Here is a 25533-nt window from a genome sequence, read left to right as displayed (position 1 = left end):
CTCTCTTTTACATTTGTCCGACCATCTGTCTGGTCGTTTCATCCGTTTCTTCCAGATAAAAAGAAGCCTGCATATGAAAAAGAGATGCATAAACGCCGTCTTCTGCGAGTAATTCCTTATGCGTCCCCGTTTCAATGATCTCTCCTTGTTTTAGGACAAGAATCTGGTTGGCATATCGAACAGTTGAAAATCGATGGGAAATAAATAATCCCATTTTATTCTGGGTCAATTCACGGAACCGAGTGAATACTTCCTGCTCTGCTTGAGGGTCTAGTGCTGCTGTCGGCTCGTCAAGAATGTATAAGTCCGCATCACGCATATAAGCGCGAGAAATGGCAATACGCTGCCACTGCCCCCCCGAAATCTGATACCCGTCGGCAAACCATTTGCCAAGCTGTGTATGGAATTGTTGCGGAAAATGTTTAATCATTTCATCTGCACCGGCTTGTTTGCTTGCCTCGATAATGGCTGCTTCATCATCCGCTTTTAGATAGTTACCAAAACCAACGTTCTCGTTAACTGACATTTCATATTTAATAAAATCCTGGAACAAGGCGCTCATTTTTTGGCGCCATTCGTCCTCCTCATAATGGTAAATCGGCTTACCATTAAACAAAATCTCGCCTTCTGTCGGTTGATACAATTGCGTAATTAATTTTACGATTGTCGATTTTCCCGAACCATTCTCTCCTACTAACGCCATCGTTTCTCCTGGACGAATGGCGAAACTCACATTACGTAGCGTGTAGGCATCGACACCTTGATATTTGAATGAGACATTGCGAAACTCTAAACCAGAAGCATTCTTCTCACAAGGATCGCTTTCGGCGTTTGCTAATTTTTTCTCATCTGGCACAGCTAAAAATGTAAATAACTGACTAATGTACAGATTGTTTTGATACATGTTGAAAATCGTTTGCATAAGATCTGTGGAGGTTGTTTGGGTGTAAGATATCGCCTGGATAAACGCAATTAAGCTGCCAATTGCAAGCGTACCTAACATCGTTTCCCATACGACATACGACTGCATCGATACGACAGCAAGGAGTGACAGGGCCTGAAACCCAAGCGCCACCTTTGTCCTTTTTATCACCATTGCTTTGTCCTGCTGAAAAAATCGCTCGTAATATTTACGATATCGATCAACCAGAAATCGACCTAACTGAAAGATTTTTAGCTCTTTTACTGATGAATCGCTGGTCAATAAATGCATCAGATAATATTGCTTACGACGATCAGAAGCGCGATTGTGGTCAATCATGAATTCCTCTTGTCCTAATCGAATAAATGAGAAAGTGGAACAGATTGGTAGCAAGAGCAAAATCAGTGCTAGCCACCACTTCCAAGCGATCAGCATAGCGGAAACAGATAGTAATACAATCACATTGCTACTAATACTTATCACCTGTTGAAATAACTGATAGGGGCGGAACGTGGAATCTTGCTTTGCCCGTTGAAGTTGGTCATAGATTCCTGCATCCTTAAAACTGGAATAAGGAAGTCGCGTTGCTTTTTTCATGATCAACAGATTTACATGATTGGCTAGCAGTTCTTGATACAACGTTTTATAGACTAAGTCAACGTGCTTGAGAATATCGCGGATCACAGATAGAAACGCGAAAAGACCAAACGCGATGAAAAGCGGAACGATTCTCCCACCGACTGAGATGGCTACTGCCGCATCAATTAATGATTGCGTGGCAATAATCACCCCTACAGGTATCAGGCTACTTATAATCGTCAATATCATAACAATCACAAAGTAGCGAGGATTTGTTTGATACAGTAAACGAAAAACACTAGGCCAATGAGAGAAGGAAGCAAATACGTTTCGAATCGTTTCCAATCGATTACTGTTTGCCTTAAATGGAGTCACCAACATTCTCCCTCCAGTGAAGCTGGCTGTGTAAAGTATGACGTACAAAGGCCATCGCTTTATCTTCCATCTCTCGCCTTACTCCAAATAAGCGATTGCAATGCAAATGGATCAAGCTACCCATGATCATCGATGGGGAACTCCACAGCGATTGATTTTGTTCACCCTCTGCTACAAGCCTTCCGAAATCCTGCAATACATCCACTCTCAAGGCCATCGCTTCACGAATGGCTTCCCCGCTCGGATGACTACGCAATCCTTGCCAATTGCTCCGCGGATCAGCGAGAGTAAGCAATGGTTTCCGCCATTTTCGGAACTCCTCTCTCTGGGCATCCTTTTTCACACGCATGTCCATCCAAGCCAGTTGCTGTTCAAAACTAAGTCCGAATCTAGTCATTATGTCAATAATACTAATCGTTGCCAAAACATAGTCTGGTAGATTCGTTTGTTGAAACCGCAACAATCTCAAGAGATTTGCAGTCGTCTGGCTATCTTTGGCAAATACTCGCTCCGCATCAGCCATCATTAAAGGTCCACCATATCTTTCTACTTCGCGATCATACGTATCAATTACCATTCTTTGAATAAATCCTTCTCGCTGACATTCTTGAATCCAAGGGTAAAGTTCTGGAAAAATCTCCTTCATAAGCTTCTCAGCCTTACCGTGAAAGCGAAGGCGAATATGATGGTCAGGGTCTATAAATCGCATGAAAAACCATTCATCCGCTACTCCTTTTTTAACCATGGAATTCGCAAATGCATGGATTTGATCAACGATAAATTCATCCTGTCTCTGGTGACCCCCATACAGTTTTAAAAAAAGCCAATCACTTCCAGGGAGTTTTATGTATTGCTCCTTAGTAAGAACATTTGCATTTCTATAGGAGGGGATCATTTTTTTCTTTTCTATATGTGGTCTCCTTAGCAATGGAACCACGCATTCCATGGAAAAATGACCTTTTGGTCCAGTGACCCAATATTCTTCTGTACCCCCGATTTTTTCACGGAGTTGAATGTTTTTTGACTTAAACAGTTCGGTACGTAGCTCTTCAACATGATAAGGATTATCCAAATCTAACAAAATACGATTGTCACCGAAAGCCATGTACACATATCGTGGTAGATCCCACTCCATTCTCCATAAAGCAAAAGCCTCATTCCAGATCTTGTCTTCTTTCGGATCAGCCTTAAGCCCCAGGGATTCGGGTATCACCTTCCATATAGCAGGCGACAAGATGGTTTTTCCATAGCGAACACGTGGCAAATACGGTGAAGCATCCATATTTCCCCAAGAGAATGGATTCCAAATACGTACATTTTCCATAGAGACTTCACGCAAGAAACGATAAATATTAGGAGCATTCTTGAAATTAAGCATATTATTCGCTGAGACAATTAATTTCTTTCTATGTGTACGGGATTTCAGATAGAAATGCTCTATTGTGGCACCTACCACAACATCCTCCAGTTGAAGGGGATGGAGAGCGTTCTCAGAACAATTCGTGCCGATGGCCAGTTCATATTGGTTGAAGGACGGATGGAGAACGATATTGGCATGTCGTCCAACGGTTGAAAGATAATTGGCCTCAACAAAAATCACATCTTCATACTGTTCCTGTATTTGATTATGAATCTGTTCATGTTTCTCTATCGCTTCTGGTCCGAGTATATCGAGGAATCTTCCAAACGATTGGCCCACCTTAGCCGAACCAGGCATTGGTGCTACCTCTAGCAGATAGTTTCCTTGATCGATTGCTTCCTGTGAGGGTGCGAATACTTCCACATACATTTCCAAGGAATCTGGTGCGTATTTCGTATCTACTGGCTCTGTTTCTAGCTGATCGAGAAAATCATTGGTAATCTCTATCTCTCTCGTTTTTGTTGCAATCGCATGAACTACTTTTCTCATCAAACTAGCTTCTCGCTTATCAGAATACTTGAGAGGCGATACTGGCTCTTTTCGACTGCTTTGTGGAAACATATATCCTGCTGGTGTTCCTAAACCAACCTCATCACTGAGTAGCTCCAAAACAGGTACTTCTCTTGACGTTCCGTATTTCTCCAAAAAGTCCTTATGGTAGCTCCTTAGATGGGACGCTCCCCGCTGTGGTAAAGACAGTCGCCACAGACATTCCACCGCTTTTGCTACTTCTTCTCCTATACTGTTGTGTAAAGATACTTTGTTAGTACCTACACGGAGGTCTACTTGTACTGGCATCATGCTTGCTTCAAGGGCTTTCATCTGCGTCATTAATTCTTGAAAGCTTTGAATGCCTGTTCCAATCGGAAGTCCATCGTACTGTTTCATTTTTGCTTGAATCTCAGCTAATTCTGAATATATATCCTGTACACCATCAAGTAACACAAGGCGCTTCATCACATAATCAAATGGAGTGGATACTGTGAGAGGTGGACGTAATTCGCTAATTAAAAACTCTTGAGAGAATAATTGCCACAGCAGTCCAGTTACTTTTTGTTCCCCCGCCTCAGGGTACTTTTCCATCAATCTACTAATTAATTGTTCAAATTGAATCGGATGTTTTGCCAGATCAAAAACAGCGTGCACAACTTCTGTAGCACGGATTGAGATTCTCTCTTTTTGTTTACCATCTAAACGTTTCATTTGCCCGTATTCAGTGGCATACGTAAGCTCTATTCGCCCGCCGACCTGCACCGAAGCGTGATTTCGCTGTACTTTTAACTGTTTAACTACATCTAGTCGTTGCTCTATTCTCTGAATGATTGCAAGCAGCCATTCCATGTCTGGACGTGTGCGTTTTTGGTGAAAGTGCGAGTCTTTCAAAGAGACGGCTGTCTTGCCGTTGAATGAGCCCAGAGCAACACCAGCGAATAAGCCATATGGAGTAGCACGGGTACACATCCTTAACAAAAAACGAACAAAACTAGAAAGAGCCTGCTTGGTTTTTCGAGAAGTAGGATCGCCTTCTAGATTCGGTAATGCTTCGTACAGAGATGGACTAGAAAGGAGAATAGCTTCTCGTACATTTTCGTCCCTCGCATATTTCCTTATAGCAGCTAGATAATCACTGGTTTTATTGGATTCATTGAAGACCTCTATTGGAAACAGAGGTACCCGCAGCATAAAAAAGTCTGCTGAGGTATATAGGTTTTCCTCCTTTTTGTTCTCATGGTAGCGAGATGTCAGCTCCCTCTCTAAAATTTGCTTGGCCATTCGTATCCCTCTTTCCCATGCATGAAGTGAGACTATAAAGGAAGAACATCGCTTATCGCGATGCTCCTCCAGCGTCAAACTAAATTAGCAGCAGTTGCTTTGGCACCAAGTAACTGAACAGAATGTAGTGCAAATGATGTCGCTCACTACTGAATCTGATTGTACTTGATTTACCTCTTTTACTTGAACATCCACATCGAACAGATCTTTTTGCATTTTTTGTTCGTAGCCAGAACTTCACGCGCGTCTGTTAGTGCTTGGTTACGATCACAAATAAATAATAGAATAGAAATTATTTCCAGCAAAGGATATTTTTAATGATTTTTTAAATTTTTTGAATTTTTATCCACAACCATTTTTTAAACAGAAAAAACCATTTCCCATTGAAAAAACTCCAATGAAAAATGGCTAGTTTCTCGTAACAAAGAAGTTGTCTCTAGAATTTCCACTTGCTCCAGGGTGTTAACAATGAAAAACCAATTGGATACTTGTTCCTTCACCGAGCTTGCTTTCTATTCTTATTTTAGCGTCATGAATTTTAGCTATCTCCTTACATAATGAAAGCCCGAGTCCCAGCCCTCCTCCATTCGCTCTCGATCTCGATTTATCGGACATAAAGAAGGGCTCAAAGACTTTGTTTATGTCGTCATCAGGAATACCGATCCCTGTATCTTTCACTTCAAGAATAATTTTTGACTCCGTATCTCTGTATGAACGTAGAATTATTTTATCGTTGTTCTTCGATGCTTTAATCGCATTGTCTATCAGGTTTGCAAGCAAAATTTTCATTAAATCCGTATCCATTAACACACTCAGATGCTCCGTCGATATTTCCAGATCCATATTCTTTATGTTCAGTTTTGGAATAAAGGAATGTTTGATTTCCACAAAAAGTTCGTCAAGTTCTCCCGTTTTTAACTCAAAATCTTCTTCTCGCAAAACGATGAGCTCCATGAGCTTAAATGTCAGCTTCTCTAGCCGCTTTCCTTCTTCATAGATAAAGCTTAATGAGTTGATATAAGTCTCTTCATCATACTTATTCGTTCGTAAATAATCCGCATAGCCTATGATCGAAGTCAAAGGAGTCCGGAGTTCATGGACTAGGTTATCGATAAACCTTTGCTTGTCTTCTGAAGATTTTTTAAGCTGATTTACTTTATCTTCTACATCACCGGCCATTAAATTGAAATTTTCTGCTAACAACCCGATTTCATCTTTTGATGTAACCATGACTCTTTCGCTGAAATTCCCGCCTGCAATTATTCTTGTTGACTTAATCAGTTTATTTATCGGTTTTACGATAAACATGCTCATGATGATGGTAACGATCACCAAAATGGCTGAAACAAGAGCATTTAACTTGATTAAGAGGCTTAATAAGTCTTCTCTATTTTCATAAACACTCGAAATATCTTTCGCGTAAGAAAGTTTATAGTGATTATTTTCCAAATAAAGATTCTTTGCTATAAATAAGTACGTCTTTTCCCCTAGATCCCGTATGATGTAATTTACTTTATCGGATGGGATGTTTAATTCTTCTCGATTCGTAAGAGTTATCTTGTTGTTTTTAAAATGGCTAAAAATAACTTTGTCATTTTCATCTATTACATCCAAATACACATCCTGTTCGCCGAGGTTGTCCAAGTACGTACGAATCATGGAATCTATGTTTGGTTTGCCAACGCCTTCTGCATCTGGAGTGGAAGATTTTTGAACTTTAAGTAGATATAGATTTGATTCTAAAGAGTTAGCAAATCGATCCTGTTCACTTATCCCGGAACGGATCTCCATATTGAGATTGAGTTCAAAGCTGCTATTAATCAGGTAAATGGATGCTGGTACAAAAAAGATTTCAAATATGATTAATGTACATAAAAATATCTTCTGCCAAAATTTCATTTATTCCTCCAGCCTATATCCCAATTTAAATACTGTTTTAATTTCATCTTTCCATCCCAGCTTTCTTCTTAGCTTTTGTATATGGTTGTCAATCGTTCGAGTCTCGCCAGCGTAGTCATATCCCCAAATTTTTTCTATGATTTTTTCCCTCGTTAATACGATGTTTTTATTTTGCACTAAAAACACCAATAATTCGAACTCCTTCAAGGTAAGCTCAATCATCTGACCGTTCTTTTTCACCTTCATTTCTTCCAAGTATACTTCTGTGTCTTTAAAATTTATGATGTTGCTTTTTTTATTGTAATGTCTTAATACATTTTCAATCCTGGCCAGCAATTCAATTCCTTCAAACGGTTTCGTTATATAGTCATCTACTCCCGCTTTTAAACCATACACCTTATCTGTGACAGAACTTTTCGCTGTTAAAAAAATGACAGGTATCCCTAAAGGTTTAATTTTCTCGAATAAAGTAAATCCATCAATTTTCGGAAGCATCACATCCAAAAGTATGAGATCAAAACGATCTCTTTCAATCACATTTAGAGCTTCCTCTCCATCAAAAACGATTGAACTCTCATAATTTGCGGTATTTAAATTCAATTTTATTAAATTTGCTACTGCGATATCATCTTCAACCACTAAAATTTTTATCATTCCGTTTTTACCTCGTTCCTTTTGTAACGGTTAGATGGAGTAAGTACCATTTCGGGCACTCACTCCATCTAATCAGTCCTACTATATCTTACTTCACTTTCAGTTCTCTGAAATTCTCACTGTGGTCTTTTTCTTCGGAAGGTAGAGGGAGTAGTCTGTCATAATTAATCTCATAACTAGATACGGAATAATTCTTCAAACTAATTGTCATCTCTGCATCTCTTCCATCTTCCAGGTTGCAAAGAACACGTATGGTTCCGGAACTAGCACTCTTACTAACCTTCATCGTATGTTCCTTCACATTTTTCTGTTGTTTATCAAAAAAGCTGATAACCGCAGATTTAACTTTCGCATCATCGATTGTTGTCTCTGAGCTTCGATCTTCATTCGTGAAAGCAGTTAAAGAAACAATTTCACCTGTTTTTTCATTTATGACAATGCGATTAGAAGCGGCCATTGGCTGGTTCAAGTCTTCAGCACGAACAAACTGTACAACGATAACATCAGCCGTATCTTTTTTCGCGTTTTCTTTTAATACAGCTGCATCTTCTTTTGAATATAAATCCATAAAGAACGTAAAGTCTTCTTGGTTGTTCGTTCGATTTACATGCGCCTCACCAAAAGATTTTGCGTCAAGCCCCATATAGTCTTTGAGAGCTTTCGTTGCCATTTTTACTGCTTCTTCATCGCTAATCTTTCCATTTGCTACTTTGACTACATCATTTGTTGTGGTTTGAGTTGTGCCATTTCCTTCTTTGCTTGCCAACGTTACGACTTTGTTTTTCGTAGAATGAATTGCGTTATCGCTTGCAAATACCGCTGCTGTAGCACCGCCTACAATTGTTAGTGCCATTGACAAAACGAGAATATTCTTTTTGTTCATGGTAATGCCTCCTGAAATTTTTTGTTTTTGGTTTGGGTACGAAACCCTTGTTACAGTTCAAAGAATATAGCGTTGATATGTTAAAAGTATCTTTCAGTTGTCTCCAAGTTGTAAATTCTATAAAAACCACCTAGAGGCTTGCTTCAGATGGTAAGTAGAACATCGTAACCGATTCGATTTCTACTAGGACTATAGAAAATATAAAGCAAAGAACAGTATCCAACAACAAATACTGTTCTTTGCTTTATTTTTCTAATTATGCTTATTGAAGATCGAAACGATCTGCATTCATTACCTTCACCCATGCAGCAATGAAGTCACGCACAAACCTTTCTTTGTTATCGTCTTGCGCATAAACTTCTGCAATGGCACGCAGAACAGAGTTTGAACCGAACACGAGGTCAATAGCAGTTGCTGTACGCACGACTTCCCCCGTTTTGGGGTCACGTCCTTCAAATACGCCTCCGTCTACTGGCTTCCACTGTATGCCCATATCTAGCAAGTTAACGAAGAAGTCGTTCGTGAGTGTACCTACGCGATCCGTGAATACACCGTGTTGTGTGCCACCGTGGTTTGTCCCGATAACACGCATACCGCCAACGAGTGCAGTCATTTCTGGAGCAGTAAGGTTTAGTAGCTGTGCCTTGTCTATCAGGAGTTCCGCAGGACTGACACGATATTGCTTCTTCTGGTAGTTCCGGAAACCATCAGCGATTGGTTCGAGAACAGCAAAGCTCTCAGCATCGGTTTGCTCTTGTGTTGCATCACCACGTCCAGGAGCAAAAGGAACCGTTACATCAAAGCCAGCATCTTGTGCTGCTTTTTCTACTGCGGCACTACCGCCAAGTACAATCAAATCGGCCATGCTGACTTTTTTACCAAAGTCCTCTTGAATGACGCCCAGGATCGTAAGCACCTTTTCAAGTTTTTTCGGCTCATTCACTTCCCACTCCTTCTGTGGAGCAAGACGGATGCGAGCACCATTCGCGCCACCACGCATATCCGAGCCTCGGAAGGTACTAGCGGAAGCCCAAGCCGTTGTTACCAGCTCGCTGACGGTAAGGCCCGAGTCTAAAATCCGTGTTTTCAGTTCTGCTACATCGGCATCTGTTAACTCATATTCAGCAGCGGGTACAGGATCTTGCCAAATAAAATCTTCTGCTGGAACTTCTGGGCCTAAATATCTTGAGCGAGGCCCCATGTCGCGGTGTGTGAGTTTGAACCATGCAGTTGCAAATGCATCTGCAAACTCTTCTGGATTCTCATAGTAACGACGAGAAATCTTTTCGTATGCTGGATCCATACGCAAGGCCATATCCGCAGTGGTCATCATCGTTGGAACACGCACGGACGCATCTTCTGCATCCGGTGCAAGATGCTCATCAGCAGGATTTACAGCAACCCATTGGTGTGCACCTGCCGGGCTCTTGGTCAGCTCCCATTCATATCCGAACAAGAGTTCAAAGAAACCATTATCCCATTGTGTCGGATTCGCAGTCCAAGCCCCTTCAATACCACTGGTGATGGCGTCGCGACCTTTACCGGAACCGTGTGTGCTCTGCCAGCCTAAGCCCATTGCTTCCAAAGGAGCAGCTTCCGGCTCTGGTCCTACAAGAGCAGCATCTCCTGCGCCGTGAGCCTTCCCAAATGTATGGCCACCTGCCACGAGGGCAACGGTTTCTTCATCGTTCATTCCCATGCGTTTGAAGGTTTCGCGAATGTCGCGAGCACTGGCAAGCGGATCTGGATTCCCGTTCGGACCTTCGGGGTTCACATAAATCAGACCCATTTGAACAGCAGCAAGCGGATTCTCGAGATCACGATCGCCGGTGTAACGCTTATCGCCTAGCCATTCCTTTTCAGCACCCCAGTAAATATCTTCTTCTGGATGCCAAACGTCCGCGCGTCCGCCTCCAAAACCGATTGTCTTCCCGCCCATGGATTCAATAGCTGCATTACCTGCTAAAATGTACAAGTCTGCCCAAGAGATTTTGTTGCCATATTTTTGCTTAATCGGCCATAGAAGGCGTCGAGCTTTATCAAGGTTGGCATTGTCTGGCCAGCTGTTAAGTGGAGCAAAACGTTGTGTGCCGGTTCCTGCACCGCCACGGCCGTCTCCTGTACGATATGTACCAGCGGAGTGCCAAGCCATACGGATAAATAACGGCCCGTAATGCCCGTAGTCGGCAGGCCACCAATCTTGGCTGTTTGTCATGAGATCATAAAGATCCTGTTTGAGAGCCTGGTAGTCCAACTTTTCGAACTCTTCTGCATAATCGAATTCTTCGCCCATAGGGTTAGATTTTCTGTCATGCTGATGCAGGATGTTCAAGTTCAACTGGTTGGGCCACCAGTGTTTGTTCGACGTAGCACTAGGGTTGTGATTCGTAGTACTGCCGTGCGAAAACGGACATTTTCCAGTGTTAGCGGTTGCCATAGAGTCCATTTGTCCCTCTCCCGTCATTTAAATTAAGTATTAAATAATAATACTTCTAATTAAGTTATATAGCAGTTAACAAGGGAAATCAACATTTTTTTGTTTTTTCTTCATGAGGATTTAAAATATATGAACTCTTTCATTTCGGAATGGTTGATTCTAACGTATGCATGGACCGTGTAGATTATGATCTTGTCAGGCTCCATTGTTCGCCTACTATTCGAACCATCACAAAAAGCCCACTGTTCACCTCCTAACGGAATGTGTGGGCTTTTTGTGCGTAACTGGCTTACTTGATTGTTATTTGAAATTCCGAGCCTGGTGTACCGGCAAATACCATTGTTCCGTGCTTCGGCAGAGTCACTTTATTGTTGCCACTGACGATAGAATAGTTGAGAGGGTATTTGTTAGTTAGCAGAGTCTGGAGAAATCACTTCCCATTTTCCAAACAGTGTGAATCCCGCTGCTTTGGCCAAAGCCGCAGACGTATCATTATCGAGTTGGCATCGGTACTGTGGTTCATATCCTTGACCATAAGCATATTTGGAGAGGGAGCGCACCACTTTGCGGGCGTGACCCTTTCCTCTAAACGACGTCAGCGTCAGCACGCCCAGATCCGCAATATGCGCATCCTCCTCCCATGGATACATACTGGCAGCGCTGACCAGGCGATTTTGTTCAAAAGAGCCGAACACTGCCCAGTGATCCAATTCCACATAAGCGTCATCCAAGTCTTGTTCCGATGCGGAGGAAGCAAACGTGGAGAAAACCGCCTCATCTTGCTCGGTTAACCGGCGCAGGTCACCTTCGAGGTTTTCTTGCAGCAATGTGTTCTTCTCGGCTTTTGAAAAATAAAAAAGATAGTCTGCGCCATGTAGGGTAACGCCTGCTTCATTCAATTTTTGGCGAAAGATCGACTCAGTTAAGGAATGTTGTAGAGATAGGCCTATCTTATCGACCAGAGCAGGTGTTACGACCGCCATCACTCGTCCATCGGAAGTTTCCAGCACCATGACCCGGCTATCCTCGTCAAGTGCAGAGTTTACGGCAATAGTAAAAGATTCATCGCTATAGAGGACCTCACCGCTTAAAAATTGCTCCTGCCAAAAGTCAGTGATCGTCTGTGAAAATACAGGCGCACTTCTTACTGGATTTGTCATTATGTTCACTTCCCTTTCAGATTCATCAAACAGTTCTTCTGCCATTATGTATGCATCGGAAGTTCCTTTAGAAATCGCTCGATTGCATCCATATAACCCGGTATCGTAATTTGTCGCGGAGCGAAAAGACTAATGATGACTGCCTGCATATTTGAATTTGCCGTTTGCTTGCTTAACATAGAGTGATCAGCATTAGGAAAGACCGCTACGTTTAGCAGCTCAGGTTTTACGATATCTCGATATACCCTCTCCGTTTCCTTCACATCGACATGTATATCTTCTGCCCCCAGAATCAGGAGCACTGGCGAATTGAAATTCGGAAGGTCATTCGTGGCATCTGACAAGAAATTTTTGCTTACAAAAGTCCATCTATCTTTTGCCATCAAATTATTTTCGCGAGCAATTTTCACATACTCCTCATAGGATGCCTGTTTTTCCAAAAACGTGAGTACTTGCTGGTCATACGCCTCTTTGTCTTGAATTTCCGCTTCTGAGTACCCGTCTATCACCATATTTTTGCGTGTATGGTATTGCCCTTGACTTACCCAATTAATGGCGGGTGATAGAAGTAAGCTGAATGCGAGCGGTTCCTTCTTGGCGAGCTTAGGAATAACCCATCCCGCCTGGCTTGCTCCCCAAACCCCAATCTGTTTCTCATCAATCATCGGCTGCTCTTTTGCCCAAGCAATAGCCTGACGCGCTTCTTCTACGCGGTCATCTATACTCTGGTGTAACCAATTGCCCTCGGAACCGTTTATTCCTCTCTTATTAAGGGATAAGGAGGCGTAACCAAGTGAGGCTAACCGCTCCCATAGCGGCTTATAGCCATCATCATGCGTGGCATCAATAGGTCCATCACCATGTATAAACAAGACTAAGCCCAATTTGTTCGTGTATTTTTTTGGCAGTACGAACGTACCTGTCAATTTGCCTTCAGATGTCTGGATTTCAACGACTTGCTCAACCATATCAAAGCTATTTTGTTCCAAAATGTAAAATCCTGCCCCTCCAAATAGCAGGACGATAATCATGATGGAAATCATTATTTTCTTTTTCATCTACCCTTCTCCTCTTAAAAAATTTCTAAGTGAATTTCTCAACCATACACCTTAGGTCAGACCTAAGGTCAAGTAATGGAATGAGTAAGGCAGATGTAAAATCTCGCGCATTTGTCTCTTTTTCGCAGCTACCCTTCATTTTCTTAGTACAAGTTGAATGACATGGGCTAATCCGGTGTGCGCCTTTCCTGCCACACGTTCTTGTTCGCCATAGAAGAAATGGATCACCTCATGACCTTTGCACCAAGCAAGAATTTCCTTTGGATCATACAGCATGTCATGATCCTGGGGGCCACCTGTACGATACTTCAATTGTTCCTCCGAGAATACCTCAAGCATCATAATCCCTTTCGGCTTTATTGCCTTTTTCATTTTATTCAGAATCATGGTCTGCGCATTTTTATGAAAATGTCCATATACCATAATCGCGGCATCATATTCTTCGCTCGGCACCTCTTCTTCCAAAAGGTCCATTTTTTGGGTAAGTACCTCAACGGAATGCTTCTGCGCCAGTTTTTTCGTTTTTTGCAATCCGCTCTCTGCATAATCAATGGCTGTCACTTCAAGATTTCTTTTTGCTAAAAAAACCGCATTCCGGCCTTCACCCTCTGCGAACGCAATCACTTTTTGTCCTTGTTCGAACCGATAAGCCTGTTGTTGAATAAAACCGTTTGGTTCTTCCCCATAATAATATTCTTCCGAATGAAAGCGCTCATTCCAAATGTTCTCCATACTCACCAGCCTCCTGTCATTAAACCCATTATAGATTTATTGTATCTACAATATCCTTAAAGGTGAGGATATGTCAATATGGCGTGGTATCGAGCGTATTTACAAAAGAGACTATCTTTGAACGTACCTCTTGACCTTAGGTCTGACCTACGGTGTATGGTAGAGATATTCCACCACGTCTATAGGAGTAACATTTATGAAAAGTGAAATCACCATTAGCGAACTAGCGAAGCTTATGAATGTGTCTGTTCATCAGATTCGTTATTTTGAAGAGAAAGGGGTTCTTCTACCTGCTTACTTCGATAACAATCAGTACAGGATGTACAGCATGGATCAAGTTTACCAGCTCGCCCATATTCTGTTGCTGCGCAAATTGGGAGTGCCTGTCCAGTCGATTAAAGAATGCATGACTTCCTATTCTGCTGATCAATACGGGCAACTACTCAATCATTCTTTGAGAGAAATAAATAAAGAGATGCTTCGCCTGCAAGAGCTTCAGCAATTCATTACAAAGGTTTTGCAGGAACAAAAGAACTTTCAATCTCACACGAATCCCTACCAAATAAAGTGGCGCGAAACTACTTATTTGACACGGTGGCTGGAAATGAGTTCACAAATGACGCTAAACGCCAAACTGTTGGCTGAACAGGCCGAGTCTGTCCCGAACTTGTTCGAATCGGACATTCATTTTATCGAGCATGGTTCCAGTACCATTACTTTATACACGGAAACAGAAGTGCCTGGCGATTTTTCATTGCCTAGTGGTAACTATCTGTCTACCCAAAGGCTGGTCCATGAAGAGGATAACCTTGAACAAGTGATTGAACAGTTCTACTCCTATGCCACAGCTCAGTCTCATGTTATACAGGGACCCTTGATCCTCATTGAAAGATCTTACTTATCCCTATTTAGTCAAAGCCAACTGCACTATGAACTACAAGCTATGATCGAACCGACTACCCATTCCGAAAGGGGAGACTGATCTTGACTGTACCACCAATTACGATAGAACCTATGCACTCCATGTACAATCAACAGATTGGTCAGCTTCTTGTTCACGGGTTTCGCGGGAAATTCCCAACCCTTACGAAGCTCAATGATGGCGAGCTCGCCCTCTTTTTCGAAAAGTTATTTGATCATGTTCCTACAGACCCTACGAGTCAACGAATGGTCGCGCTACAAGAGAGAGAAGTTATCGGGACGATATCCATCAAGTGGAAAACCGAATCTGATCGCATGCAAATTTTTCCTGCATGGAAGAACCTCCATCGTTTTGGCAAATGGAATCTCCTGAAAATGTTTATCGGGTTATCTCTCTTAGACCATAAACCACAGGCAGGTGAATGTTACATTACAGACGTTGTTGTCCATCCGGATCATCAAGGCAAAGGAATTGGCAACCTACTATTGCAGTGGGCGCAAAATTTCGCACAAGCGCAGCCAAGTCTAGACAAGTTAAGCTTGTACGTCGCAGGAAAAAACCCCCGAGCTGAGCAGCTTTACCAGCGATTAGCGTTCCATACGCAACTACGCGTAAGTAGCTTTTTATCCCATGTTTTATTCAAAGAGAAAAAATGGAGTTACATGGTGAAGAGATTGAAATGACTCATGACAAAGGGCGAATCGTCTCTACACGCCCGCCCTTTGCTCGCTTTGCTTCAGCTTTGAGTCAAATGCCATTACAGTGCTTCACATGCAGCAGACGAATTCGTCTCTAGTAAAGTGACATTCTGATTCTGCTTACAACTTTTTGATTCTTCATCACGAGCGATCTTCTGACTACATCAAAGGCTACCTCGCCATCAAGCTCTTTGCTCATACAGCTTAACGATTTCAATGATGGTGTTCACAGCGTGCATCATGTTGTCTACGGAAACATACTCAAACCGCCCGTGGTAGTTTTCCCCGCCTGTGAAAATATTCGGAGTTGGCAACCCCATGTAGGATAGCTGGGAGCCATCCGTACCACCGCGAATCGGTTGAATATTTGGCGCGATTCCGAGGTTTTCTAGTGCTTTCGTGGCGATGTCCACTACTTCCATGACAGGTTCGATCTGTTCCCGCATGTTGAAGTACTCATCTTTGATGTCGAGTTCAATTCGCTTCTCTCCGTATGTTTTCTGTAACTCTTCTACGATACGAGCCAGTTCAGACTTTCTCTCCTGAAACCGATTACGATCGTGATCCCGGATCAAATAACGAAGCTGCGCTTGCTCGACGTCACCCTGAATGGAAAACAGATGGTAGAAGCCTTCGTAGCCCTCCGTCTCCTCAGGTGTTTCATCAGCCGGCAGCTTTCCATGCAGCTCCATGGCTATTTTAGCAGCGTTGACCATTTTGCCTTTGGCCGATCCGGGGTGAACGTTCGTCCCTTTGCAGGTAATGGTGGCAGACGCAGCATGAAAGCTCTCATACTCGATCCCGCCAAGAGGACCGCCATCCATCGTATAGGCATATACGGCGTCGAAGGCGGACACATCGAATTTATCAGGGCCTCTGCCGATTTCTTCATCCGGGGTGAAGGCTACTCTTACTTTCCCATGTTTCAATTCTGGGTGGCGAATCAGATAGTCCATGGCGGTCATGATCTCGGCAATACCGGCTTTATCATCAGCACCAAGCAATGTGGTACCGTCTGTCGTGATTAAGGTGTGGCCTTTGTAGCCAGCCAGCTCTGGAAACTCCTGCGGCGAAAGGACAATATTCAGTGCTTCATTCAAGACAATGTCTTGTCCGTTATAATTTTCAATGACTTGCGGTTTCACGTCAGCGCCTGTAAAATCGGTAGCCGTATCCATATGAGCGAGAAAACCGATTGTGGGAATTTCTTTGTCTGTATTGGACGGTAGGGTTGCCATTACATAGCCGTTCGAATCCATCGTAACTTCCTGCATACCTAAAGCTTTCAGCTCGTCTACAAGCATTTGGGCCAGTACTAGTTGTCCTGGTGTTGAAGGGCACGTTTCGCTGTTTTCATTGGATTGTGTATCCACTTGTGCGTAAGAGATGAATCTATTTATGATTTCCGTTTTCATGGTCTTATCTCAACTCCAGTACAATTAGTCACACCTCTTCTAAAAAGAGGTAATCCCGTGACAAATTCTACCACGATCCCCATCGATTCTTCAATCGATTGGCCTACTGCTTTGATAGATGAGTTGCACAACGCCAGAGGAAAGTGTTTTTGTATTCACCAAGCTCAAATTCAACCTCTGTTTTATATCCGTAAACAACGGTTTTCCTTCTCCCAAAATAACCGGGTGAACAGATAATCGAAATTCATCTACAAGCTCTAAATTGATAAATGTGGTAATAAGACTGGCTCCACCATATAGCCAGATGTCTTTGCCGGGCTTATTCTTTAGCAGATTGACTTCTTCAAGAATATTATCGTTGATGAATATTGCTTTATGATCAGTCCCTTTCTGTGTCTTGGAAAACACATACTTTTCTTTACCATGGACCAATCCCCAAATCTCTTTTTCCGTATCCGTATGTTCATTTTCCGGCGTATATTGCCCCCATAAATCATAACTTTTTCTTCCATAAAGAATCGTGTCGATCTGATGTAAGAAATGAACAAACCCCATTTCAGCGTCCATTATGCACCAATCAACTTCTCCATTTTTCCCTTCAATAAACCCATCTAAAGTAACAGCTAAATCTAATATGATTCTTCGCGTCATGAGTGGTTACCCCTTTCGTTGATCTCCTCCCATTTTAGACCTTTAAATATGTCATCTTATGTCTTATTCGAAGTATAAAAACAACTCACTTCATTGGCGATAGATACCCATGCGTGCATGCTAAAGCTATCGAAAAGGGAATCGGATGTGGGGCGTTTTCATGTCCATGCATCGGGCAACAAATGTCCTTCTGCTACCAGCTTTGAGTTGCCTTCCAAGTAAACAGATTCGGCAGCATAATCAGTGAGCTGGTAAGAAATTTTAAGTGGTCCCCCTCGAGTAAGCAGGTTCACAGGGGTGTCTACTTGTCCTAAAATACCGGCAATGATGGCTGCAGCAGTCGATCCGGAACCGCACGCGTAGGTCTCTGTCTCTACACCGCGCTCATAGGTCCTGATGCCAAGCGTTTGCCTATCAATCCGTTCCACAAAATTTACGTTGGTACCATTGGGAAACTGCTGCAGATCATTTCTGACCATCCGTCCCCATTCTCTGAGCTGGTCGTCCGCTATCGCGATAACATTTTCGACAAACCAGACCGTGTGGGGAACGCCGACAACACCATAGTGGTAAACGCCGCTCGGTCCGTCCCACTCATAGGGCTGATTCAGCTTCAGCGCTTGTAATGGAACGTCCGGGAACTTGACCTTCACGCTGTTCTGATTGAGTTCTGCCTGATAGATGCCGGCCATTGTTTCGAAACTCATCTTCGTCTCTGCTGCTCCGATGTGGTGAGCAAAGCGCGACATGCACCTTGCACCGTTGCCACACATTTCTCCTTCACTGCCATCTGCATTAAAATACCTCATCTTAAAATCAGCGATGTTGGAGTTCTCCAGCAGCATGAACCCATCCGCACCGATTGAAGTGCCTCGCCTGCATACATTTTGGACAAAGGCTGAAAGCGCAACCTCGTTCAACAGGCCATCGCGATTGTCTACTACAATAAAGTCGTTGCCACAGCCATTCATTTTTTTAAACGGGATCCCACGTTCAAACATTTCTCTCCCCCTTTTTTTTCGATGATCAGTTTCTTATTTTCATCCAAGCGACTGCTCCACAGGTTGGACTAGGGAGCAGTCACCTTGCTTTAAGAAGGATGGATTGGAGCAGATGATTGATAGAGATGACAAGCGACCGATTGCCCTTCTATTTCACGCAGCTTTGGCAACTCGACCTTGCATATTTCCATGCTGGAACGACAGCGCGGATGGAATTTACATCCCTTCGGTGGCTTAGACGGGGACGGGAGTTCTCCTGACAACACAATTTGCTCTCGCGTATCATCAGGATCGGTAATGGGTTTGGCTGAAAGCAGTGCTTGTGTATAGGGATGCAGTGGTCGTCCAAACAGCTTTTCTGTCTGGGCATACTCGATGATTTCACCTAAATACATGACCGCCACTTTATCAGCAATGTGCTCTACTACGCTCAAATCGTGCGAAATGAAGACATACGTCAAGGAAAATTGTTCTTGCAAATCCTGTAGCAAATTTAGGATTTGCGATTGAATTGACACATCTAGTGCGGAGACGGGCTCATCCGCGATAATCAGCTTTGGCCGAAGAATCAGAGCACGGGCGATGCCAATTCGTTGTCTTTGCCCTCCGGAAAATTCATGAGGATAGCGAGATAGATGCTGCTTGCTCATACCGACAATCTCAATCGTTTCTTCCAATAGCGCTTGTCGCTGCTCCCGGGGAATACGGTGCGAAATCAGCGGCTCCGTCAAGATGTGCCCGATCGTTAGTTTCGGGTTCAATGTTTCAAATGGATTTTGAAAAACCATTTGCATATTTCGCCTAACTGCACGCATTTCATTTTTGTTCATTTTTCCTATTTCGTTCCCTTGGAAACGAATTTCGCCTTGGACGGGCTCCAGCAAACGTAGAATACATTTTCCCAATGTAGACTTTCCGCAGCCTGACTCCCCGACAATCCCCAGCGTTTCTCCTTCATAGACGGTCACATCAATCCCGTTTAGGGCATGAACATCATGCGGTTGTTGAAGCCACCCTCTTTTCATGCGAAACAGCTTGCGTAGTCCTTTCACTTCCAGGATTGGCGTCGTCATCCACCTACCACCGAGCTTTCCTGTACATGACCCTTGTCTTGGGTAAATAACCAGCATCGACAAGAAGAATACTGATCCACTTGAGTGAGCACCGGATTCTGCTCCCAACATATCGCCATCGCTCGATCGCATCGCGGGGCAAACCGGCACCCATTGGGTTTGTTTTCCGGTGTCGGCACACTGCCCTTTATGCTGTGAAGCCTCTTTGCGTGTTGCCTTGGTGTCGATTGGAGCAAACCTACAGTGTACGGGTGCTTCGGATTGCGCAGCAACGACCGTACGTCCGCTGTTTCAATCGCTTGTCCCGCATACATCACCATGACGCGGTCGCACACTTCAGCAATCACCCCTAAATCATGCGTAATCATGATCACTGACATGCCGATATCCCTTCTGATTTTTTTGATCAAATTCAAGATTTGCGCTTGAATGGTCACATCCAATGCGGTCGTCGGTTCATCTGCGATCAGTAATGACGGATTGCATGCGATCGCCATGGCAATCATCACCCGCTGCCTCATTCCTCCTGACAAACGGTGCGGGTAATCCCTGAAAATCTCTTCCGCACGGGAGATGCCCACCACGGTAAGTAAATCGAGTACCCGTTGCTTTACCGACGCCTTGCTTTCCCCCTCATGCTCGTGTAGTACCTCACTGATTTGCCGACCGATCGTCAACACCGGATTTAACGAATGCATCGGTTCCTGAAAAATCATCGCCATTTCCTTGCCTCTGAGACTGCGCATCTCGGCTTCACTCAGCGCAAGCACTTCTTTCCCGTTGAATCGAATGCTTCCAGTCAAAGTGGCATTATTGTCCAACAGGCGCATGAGTGAGAGCGACGTGGCGCTCTTGCCGCACCCCGACTCTCCGACAATTCCCAGCGTCTCCCCTTTTTTTACATGTAAATCGAGCTGATCAACCACCGTAATCGTTCCCGACTCTTTCGTGAACCGGGTTGTCAGCCCTGTCACTTCCAATACATTGTCCATAAATGGAGTCCCCCTTCCAATCCTCTTATCGCCCTTTTACTTTTGCGTACGAGGATCAAAAATATCACGTAAGGCATCTCCCAGCCGGTTTACTGCCAACACGACAATGGTGATGGCCAATCCTGGGTATGTCGCAAGCCACCAGGCATCGGACAAGTAATCTTTTCCTTCATTCAACATGGTCCCCCATTCGGGAGTCGGCGGCTGCGCGCCCAAGCCGATAAAGCCCAATGCAGCCGTATCGAGAATCGCTCCCCCGACGAACAATGTCATGTAAACAAACAATACATTCGTAATATTGGGGAGAACCTGGAAAAGAATGATCCACCAGCTCGGCGTCCCGATCGATCTGCTGGCTTCCACATATCCAGACGACATGATCACGAGCGTCGCTGCCCTGATCAGACGTGCAAAGCTGGGAATCGAAGAAATGCCGATTGCGATCATCGCATTGGTTTGACTCGGTCCAAGCGCCGCGACAATGGCCAAGGCCAAAATGATCCCCGGCAAGGCGAGCAAAATATCCATGATCCGCATGAGCAGATGATCAATGAATCCACCCACATATGCACTGATGACCCCAATCATCGTTCCTGCCACTACTGTGATGCCGACCGCCATGACAGCAACCACAAGTGTAACGCGCGTTCCGTATAAAATACGGGAAAACAAATCGCGGCCGATCGCATCCGTTCCGAGCACATGCTTGGCAGACGGGCCTTGCAGAAAGGCTTCGTAATTACTTTCAGTAGGGTCATAAGGAGCAATCCAAGGCCCGACAATTCCGATCGCAGTAATGAGTAAAAGCACCACCAAGCTTAGTTTTGCTGCTCGCTGTTTCTTCATTTTTCCCCAAAAGGCAAGCTTGGGGAAAATCGGGTATTTGGCATGCGCCACCCCATCTGCGACGGTTTTGCTCACTTCATTCAAGTTACCGCCCCTCCTTTTCCGTAATGAGGTCGACACGCGGATCAATCAAACCATAAAGGAGGTCGACCATCATATTTACCACCACATAGACAAAGCCCATCAGCAACACAATGCCCTGAATCATCGGAAAATCACGGGCTGAAATCGCACGGATAGCTAATGTGCCGATTCCAGGCCAGTTAAACACTTGTTCGATGATAACTGCTCCGCCCAGCAGAGTTGCGATTTGCAAGCCTACCACCGTAACAACAGGAATCATGACATTCCACAAGGCGTGTCGGAATAGGATGATCGACTCCCTCAATCCCTTGGCCCGTGCCGTTCGGATGTAATCATGAGAAAGTACTTCGACCATACCTGAACGCGTCAGTCGGCTGATCATTGCAGAAGACAATACGCCCAAGGTACAAGCAGGCAAAACAAGATCCTTCCATCCCGTACCACCCGCGATTGGAAACCAGCCTAATTGAACGGAAAAGAACATGATGACGATTAAGCCCAGCCAGAAGCTCGGTAGCGATAATCCAATCGATGCTGCCGCCATCAGCATAAAGTCCAAGAGCGTATTCTTGTATTTAGCAGCAATTATTCCCATCGTTAAACCAATGACGACCGCGATGCCAATTCCAGCGAAGGCTAGCTTGACCGTTGCTGGAAACCGTTCCATTATTTCCACGATGACAGGTCTTTCCGTTTGTAAGGAATTTCCGAAATCCCCTTGGATGACTTTTTCCATGTAGGTCAGGTACTGATGCGGAAGGGGCTGATTTAGCCCCATTTGTTCACGTAACTGTTCCACTTGTGCTTTTGTAGCCTTTTCCCCTAACATGATCCGTACCGGATCGCCAGGAATAAAATGAACGAGTGCAAACGAAAAGATGGAAATACCGAGGAGGACAATCACTCCTGATAGCATCCGATTCAACAAATACTGTTTCATGATTCGTTCACTCCTCTCTTCTAGAATGCGTATGGCTAAACTCGCTTGGGAATTTGGCGATAGGAGCCCATCATGCGAATTACCGTTTGACTTTTGTCTCGTATAAAGCGTACGGTTTGATTCGACCCTTCAACGTTTGTAAGAAAAACATCTTCGTCAATCGCTTTTAAAGAGAATGAGTCCGAATGATCGACCGTTACGATCAGCGTACCTGCATCCACGCTTACCTGAAGATGAATTCCTTCCATAGATCCGTACTCCCCCGCATACTCAAGCAGACGATCTAGCTGGAGGTCATATTCCTTATAGGGGACATGCGTTGATTTCGCCGGACGATTCTCGATGCAGTGAAACGTTCCATGCGCCAATGCGGTGGCTGGCGAACCGCTGAGATTAGTGAGGGCTACGGCAGCCAATCCGTTCTCGGGGATGATGCTCATGTGGGCTTGAATCCCTTTCTCGCTGCCGCTATGGCCCAGCATCACAGCACCGTAGAAATTGGGTGTAATCGCTATACCGTACCCGTAATATTGGTTATGTTCGCATCGGAAATAAGGGGTGGTCATCTGCTGCACACTTTCCGTGTGAAGAATTCGGTCCTTGCCAATCAAACCTTTCGTTCGAAACAGCTCGGTGTATCTCATCATGTCGGTGAGCGTTGATTTTAATCCACCGGATGATTGAAACGTCGGTGTCTCAAATAGTGGTGTTCGATCCTCGTACCCGTGCAACTCCGCCAAAGAAAAGCAACTATGCTGCATTCCCGCTGGTTGGAGAATATGCTCCTTCACATACGTCGAATATGGCTTACCGCTTGCCCGTTCGACAATTGCTCCCAGTAGCGTATAGCAATCATTGGAATAGCTGAACTCCGTACCTGGTGCGCCCAATAAAGGAAATTCCAGTTGGGCCATATAGGTCATCAAATCCTCATAGGTGTTCATCCCAAGCTTGAGTGCTTCATCGACGCAAGATAATGGCGGCAAGCCGGAGGAATGGGTTAGAAAGTTGTGAATGGTAATGGCTTCCGTTCCACTTCCCGTCTTTACATGAAACTCTGGCAAAAAGCGGGAAACAGGATCGGCAACCGTCAGTTTTCCGGCTTCCTGTAGCTGCATGATCGCAATAGCGGTAAACGATTTCGTAATCGAAGCGATTCCGAACAGAGTATCAACTGTCGCTGCCTGACCTTGCTCGGCATCACGATAACCGAAGCCTTTGGCATAAACGAGGTGCCCTTGTTTGGCCACTCCAACTGCAGCTCCAGGCACTTTACTTTCCAACATGGTTTCTCGCACAAACTCCTCATAACTCACGATCCATTCCTGACTGTTCATGACCTGTTCTCCTTGTTTTTTGTTTCCACGCTTACTTAACCCACACGTCCTGATACAATTTCAGTCCGGATGGATCAAGCTTCAGTCCCTGAACACGGTTGTTTACCACGACAAACCGTTTTTCCGTGTAAATGGGAATCCAAAAAGCCTCCTCCACAGAGCGCTTCTGAAGTTCTTCGTAGATTTTTGCTCTATCGTCGCTTTTCATCGTCACCTGTCCCTTTTCCAGCAAGGCATCGATCGTTTTGTCATGGATGCCTGAACGATTCATCCCACCGATCTGACTTGAATGCATGAACGGAAACAAGATATCAGGGTCATCAGCGACGTATCCGTCAAGCGCCAAGTCAAATGTGCCAGCAGCCGTTAGCTGGTCGACTGCGCTGCCTTCCAGCGTAATGATTTTTACGTCTACTCCAATTGCTTTGAACATTCCTTGCATCAACTGGGCAGGTTGAGACCACACTTCCATACTCAACAATTCGAGATGAAGCGGTTTTCCTGCTTTCTCCCTTATCCCTTGTTCATTCAGTTTCCATCCGGCCTCTTCCAGGAGCTTCACCGCTTCTTCGGGGTTGTATTTGTACGCATAGTGGGCAATGGATTGATCGTATCCGAACAAATTGGCAGGCAGCGGACCATCTGCAACAATTCCTTCGCCTTGGAGATGCGACTGCACGATAGCCTCTTTCTTGACTGCCATTTGCAACGCTTTGCGTACGTTTTTATCTTGTAAAATCTCGTTATTCAAGTTCAACTCGACAAACAGCCCCAAGCCGCGCTTTGTCTGCTCAAGTACGGTAAAACGATTGTTGTTCTTGAATTTCTTCGCGTCTTTCGCAGGCAGATCAGCGATGTCGATGGTGCCACTTTCCAAAGCAGCGACAGCCGTTTGCGGATTTCGAATCAATTTCAGAACTAATTTGTCCGGCCTCACTGGTCCTTGATTTTGAAAGGAGGGCGGTGCCCAGCGATAGGCATCATTTTGTATTAACGTGATCGAATCTCCTGATTTCCAGCTCTCCATCTTCCATGGACCGACACCGACCGGATTCCTTCCGTATTGATCCCCAAACTTTTGCACCGCGTCCACCGAGAGCGGCTGCATCCAGCTAGCGGAAGTGAAATAGGTGAGGAGCGTGGCAGACGGTTCATTCAACTCCAAAATCAGGGTCTGATCATCTGGTGTTTTGATTGATTGGATGATCCCAAGAACCATGCCTACGCCTTTCGGAGCGATTTCCGGAGACATGGCCCGCTCAAACGTTCGCTTGTACGCCTGTGCAGTGAGCGGTGTCCCATCATGAAAGGTAACGCCTTGGCGAATGCGAAATGTCCAAGTCTTCCCATCTTCCGAAATGGAGTACGATTCGGCCAGATAGGGCTTCACCTCATTTGTTTGGGGATCTCTGTAAAGGAGAGCCCCCCCTAGATTGAGCGCTACCCCCTCCGTGCTTAACGCTGTCGATTTGTGGGCATCCAGTGTATCTGGTTCACTGCCGATCGCAACGGTGATCGTTCCGCCCTTTTTCTCGGATATATTGGCATCTTTATTTCCTTCATCCGTACCTGATTTCGTTGCTGGCGCATTGCAGCCGGACACGATAGCCAGCAGTACGAAACAGGAAAGGACAATGCTAACAAACGTGGCGATTTCCCGATTTCTTATCCCCATCAATGAC

21 protein-coding genes are annotated in these 25533 nt (G+C 44.5%); 2 read left to right on the top strand and 19 right to left on the bottom strand.

The window, feature by feature from the left end:
* Positions 1-7: 7 nt before the first annotated feature.
* From HPY31_RS03915 to HPY31_RS03875, 10 genes are all read right to left on the bottom strand, one after another.
* The gene (locus HPY31_RS03915; protein WP_216675414.1) at positions 8-1882 is read right to left on the bottom strand and encodes an ABC transporter ATP-binding protein; all 1875 of its coding nucleotides are present in this window, start codon (positions 1880-1882) and stop codon (positions 8-10) included.
* Positions 1863-5069 (bottom strand): lantibiotic dehydratase, encoded by a 3207-nt coding sequence (locus tag HPY31_RS03910; RefSeq protein ID WP_172138570.1) that lies wholly within the window; start codon positions 5067-5069, stop codon positions 1863-1865. Before HPY31_RS03910 ends, HPY31_RS03915 begins: the two co-directional genes overlap by 20 nt.
* Positions 5070-5153: 84 nt before the next feature.
* Positions 5154-5285 carry an FDLD family class I lanthipeptide gene (locus tag HPY31_RS28595; protein WP_216675413.1) on the bottom strand — a complete coding sequence of 44 codons (132 nt, stop codon included), beginning with the start codon at positions 5283-5285 and terminating at the stop codon, positions 5154-5156.
* 246 nt (positions 5286-5531) lie between these two features.
* The gene (locus HPY31_RS03905; RefSeq protein WP_172138568.1) at positions 5532-6968 is read right to left on the bottom strand and encodes a sensor histidine kinase; all 1437 of its coding nucleotides are present in this window, start codon (positions 6966-6968) and stop codon (positions 5532-5534) included.
* The gene (locus HPY31_RS03900) at positions 6969-7622 is read right to left on the bottom strand and encodes a response regulator transcription factor (RefSeq protein ID WP_172138566.1); all 654 of its coding nucleotides are present in this window, start codon (positions 7620-7622) and stop codon (positions 6969-6971) included. It abuts the gene before it with no gap.
* 88 nt (positions 7623-7710) lie between these two features.
* On the bottom strand, positions 7711-8505 hold the full coding sequence (locus HPY31_RS03895; protein WP_172138564.1) for a hypothetical protein: 795 nt from the start codon (positions 8503-8505) through the stop codon (positions 7711-7713).
* A gap of 262 nt (positions 8506-8767) precedes the next feature.
* Positions 8768-10951: a catalase/peroxidase HPI gene (gene katG, locus HPY31_RS03890; RefSeq protein WP_172138562.1), complete on the bottom strand. Its 2184-nt coding sequence runs from the start codon at positions 10949-10951 to the stop codon at positions 8768-8770.
* 398 nt (positions 10952-11349) lie between these two features.
* Positions 11350-12147 (bottom strand): GNAT family N-acetyltransferase, encoded by a 798-nt coding sequence (locus HPY31_RS03885; RefSeq protein ID WP_253901662.1) that lies wholly within the window; start codon positions 12145-12147, stop codon positions 11350-11352.
* Positions 12147-13160 carry an alpha/beta hydrolase family protein gene (locus HPY31_RS03880; RefSeq protein WP_172138560.1) on the bottom strand — a complete coding sequence of 338 codons (1014 nt, stop codon included), beginning with the start codon at positions 13158-13160 and terminating at the stop codon, positions 12147-12149. Before HPY31_RS03880 ends, HPY31_RS03885 begins: the two co-directional genes overlap by 1 nt.
* Before the next feature lie 135 nt (positions 13161-13295).
* The gene (locus tag HPY31_RS03875) at positions 13296-13892 is read right to left on the bottom strand and encodes a class I SAM-dependent methyltransferase (RefSeq protein ID WP_172138558.1); all 597 of its coding nucleotides are present in this window, start codon (positions 13890-13892) and stop codon (positions 13296-13298) included.
* Between the two features lie 196 nt (positions 13893-14088).
* Here HPY31_RS03875 and HPY31_RS03870 point away from each other — a divergent pair, with 196 nt between their 5' ends.
* Together HPY31_RS03870 and HPY31_RS03865 are read left to right on the top strand one after the other, a co-directional pair.
* The gene (locus HPY31_RS03870; protein ID WP_172138556.1) at positions 14089-14874 is read left to right on the top strand and encodes a MerR family transcriptional regulator; all 786 of its coding nucleotides are present in this window, start codon (positions 14089-14091) and stop codon (positions 14872-14874) included.
* Between the two features lie 2 nt (positions 14875-14876).
* Positions 14877-15497, top strand: a complete 621-nt coding sequence (locus HPY31_RS03865) for a GNAT family N-acetyltransferase (RefSeq protein WP_172138554.1) — start codon at positions 14877-14879, stop codon at positions 15495-15497.
* 197 nt (positions 15498-15694) lie between these two features.
* Here HPY31_RS03865 and pepT read toward each other — a convergent pair whose 3' ends face one another.
* From pepT to HPY31_RS03820, 9 genes are all read right to left on the bottom strand, one after another.
* Positions 15695-16927: a peptidase T gene (pepT, locus tag HPY31_RS03860; RefSeq protein ID WP_172138552.1), complete on the bottom strand. Its 1233-nt coding sequence runs from the start codon at positions 16925-16927 to the stop codon at positions 15695-15697.
* A gap of 90 nt (positions 16928-17017) precedes the next feature.
* Positions 17018-17578, bottom strand: coding sequence for a dihydrofolate reductase family protein (locus HPY31_RS03855; protein ID WP_172138550.1), 561 nt, complete (start codon positions 17576-17578; stop codon positions 17018-17020).
* A 158-nt stretch (positions 17579-17736) separates the two neighbouring features.
* Complete coding sequence (gene dapF, locus HPY31_RS03850; RefSeq protein WP_172138548.1) at positions 17737-18579, bottom strand: diaminopimelate epimerase; 843 nt, start codon at positions 18577-18579, stop codon at positions 17737-17739.
* 89 nt (positions 18580-18668) lie between these two features.
* Entirely contained in the window at positions 18669-19652 is a 984-nt protein-coding gene (locus HPY31_RS03845; protein ID WP_172138546.1) for an ABC transporter ATP-binding protein, read from the bottom strand.
* Entirely contained in the window at positions 19649-20644 is a 996-nt protein-coding gene (locus HPY31_RS03840; protein WP_172138544.1) for an ABC transporter ATP-binding protein, read from the bottom strand. The genes HPY31_RS03845 and HPY31_RS03840 overlap by 4 nt, the downstream gene beginning before the upstream one ends.
* Before the next feature lie 36 nt (positions 20645-20680).
* Positions 20681-21574: an ABC transporter permease gene (locus tag HPY31_RS03835; RefSeq protein ID WP_172138542.1), complete on the bottom strand. Its 894-nt coding sequence runs from the start codon at positions 21572-21574 to the stop codon at positions 20681-20683.
* A gap of 1 nt (position 21575) precedes the next feature.
* The gene (gene nikB / locus HPY31_RS03830; protein ID WP_172138540.1) at positions 21576-22514 is read right to left on the bottom strand and encodes a nickel ABC transporter permease; all 939 of its coding nucleotides are present in this window, start codon (positions 22512-22514) and stop codon (positions 21576-21578) included.
* A 35-nt stretch (positions 22515-22549) separates the two neighbouring features.
* Positions 22550-23851 (bottom strand): serine hydrolase domain-containing protein, encoded by a 1302-nt coding sequence (locus HPY31_RS03825; protein ID WP_172138538.1) that lies wholly within the window; start codon positions 23849-23851, stop codon positions 22550-22552.
* Between the two features lie 31 nt (positions 23852-23882).
* Complete coding sequence (locus HPY31_RS03820; RefSeq protein WP_172138536.1) at positions 23883-25526, bottom strand: ABC transporter substrate-binding protein; 1644 nt, start codon at positions 25524-25526, stop codon at positions 23883-23885.
* Positions 25527-25533 lie beyond the last annotated feature (7 nt).

This window comes from Brevibacillus sp. HB1.3 (genome assembly GCF_013186635.1).
GTDB lineage: Bacteria > Bacillota > Bacilli > Brevibacillales > Brevibacillaceae > Brevibacillus > Brevibacillus brevis_D.
This window is presented reverse-complemented; position numbering and strand designations above follow the sequence as displayed.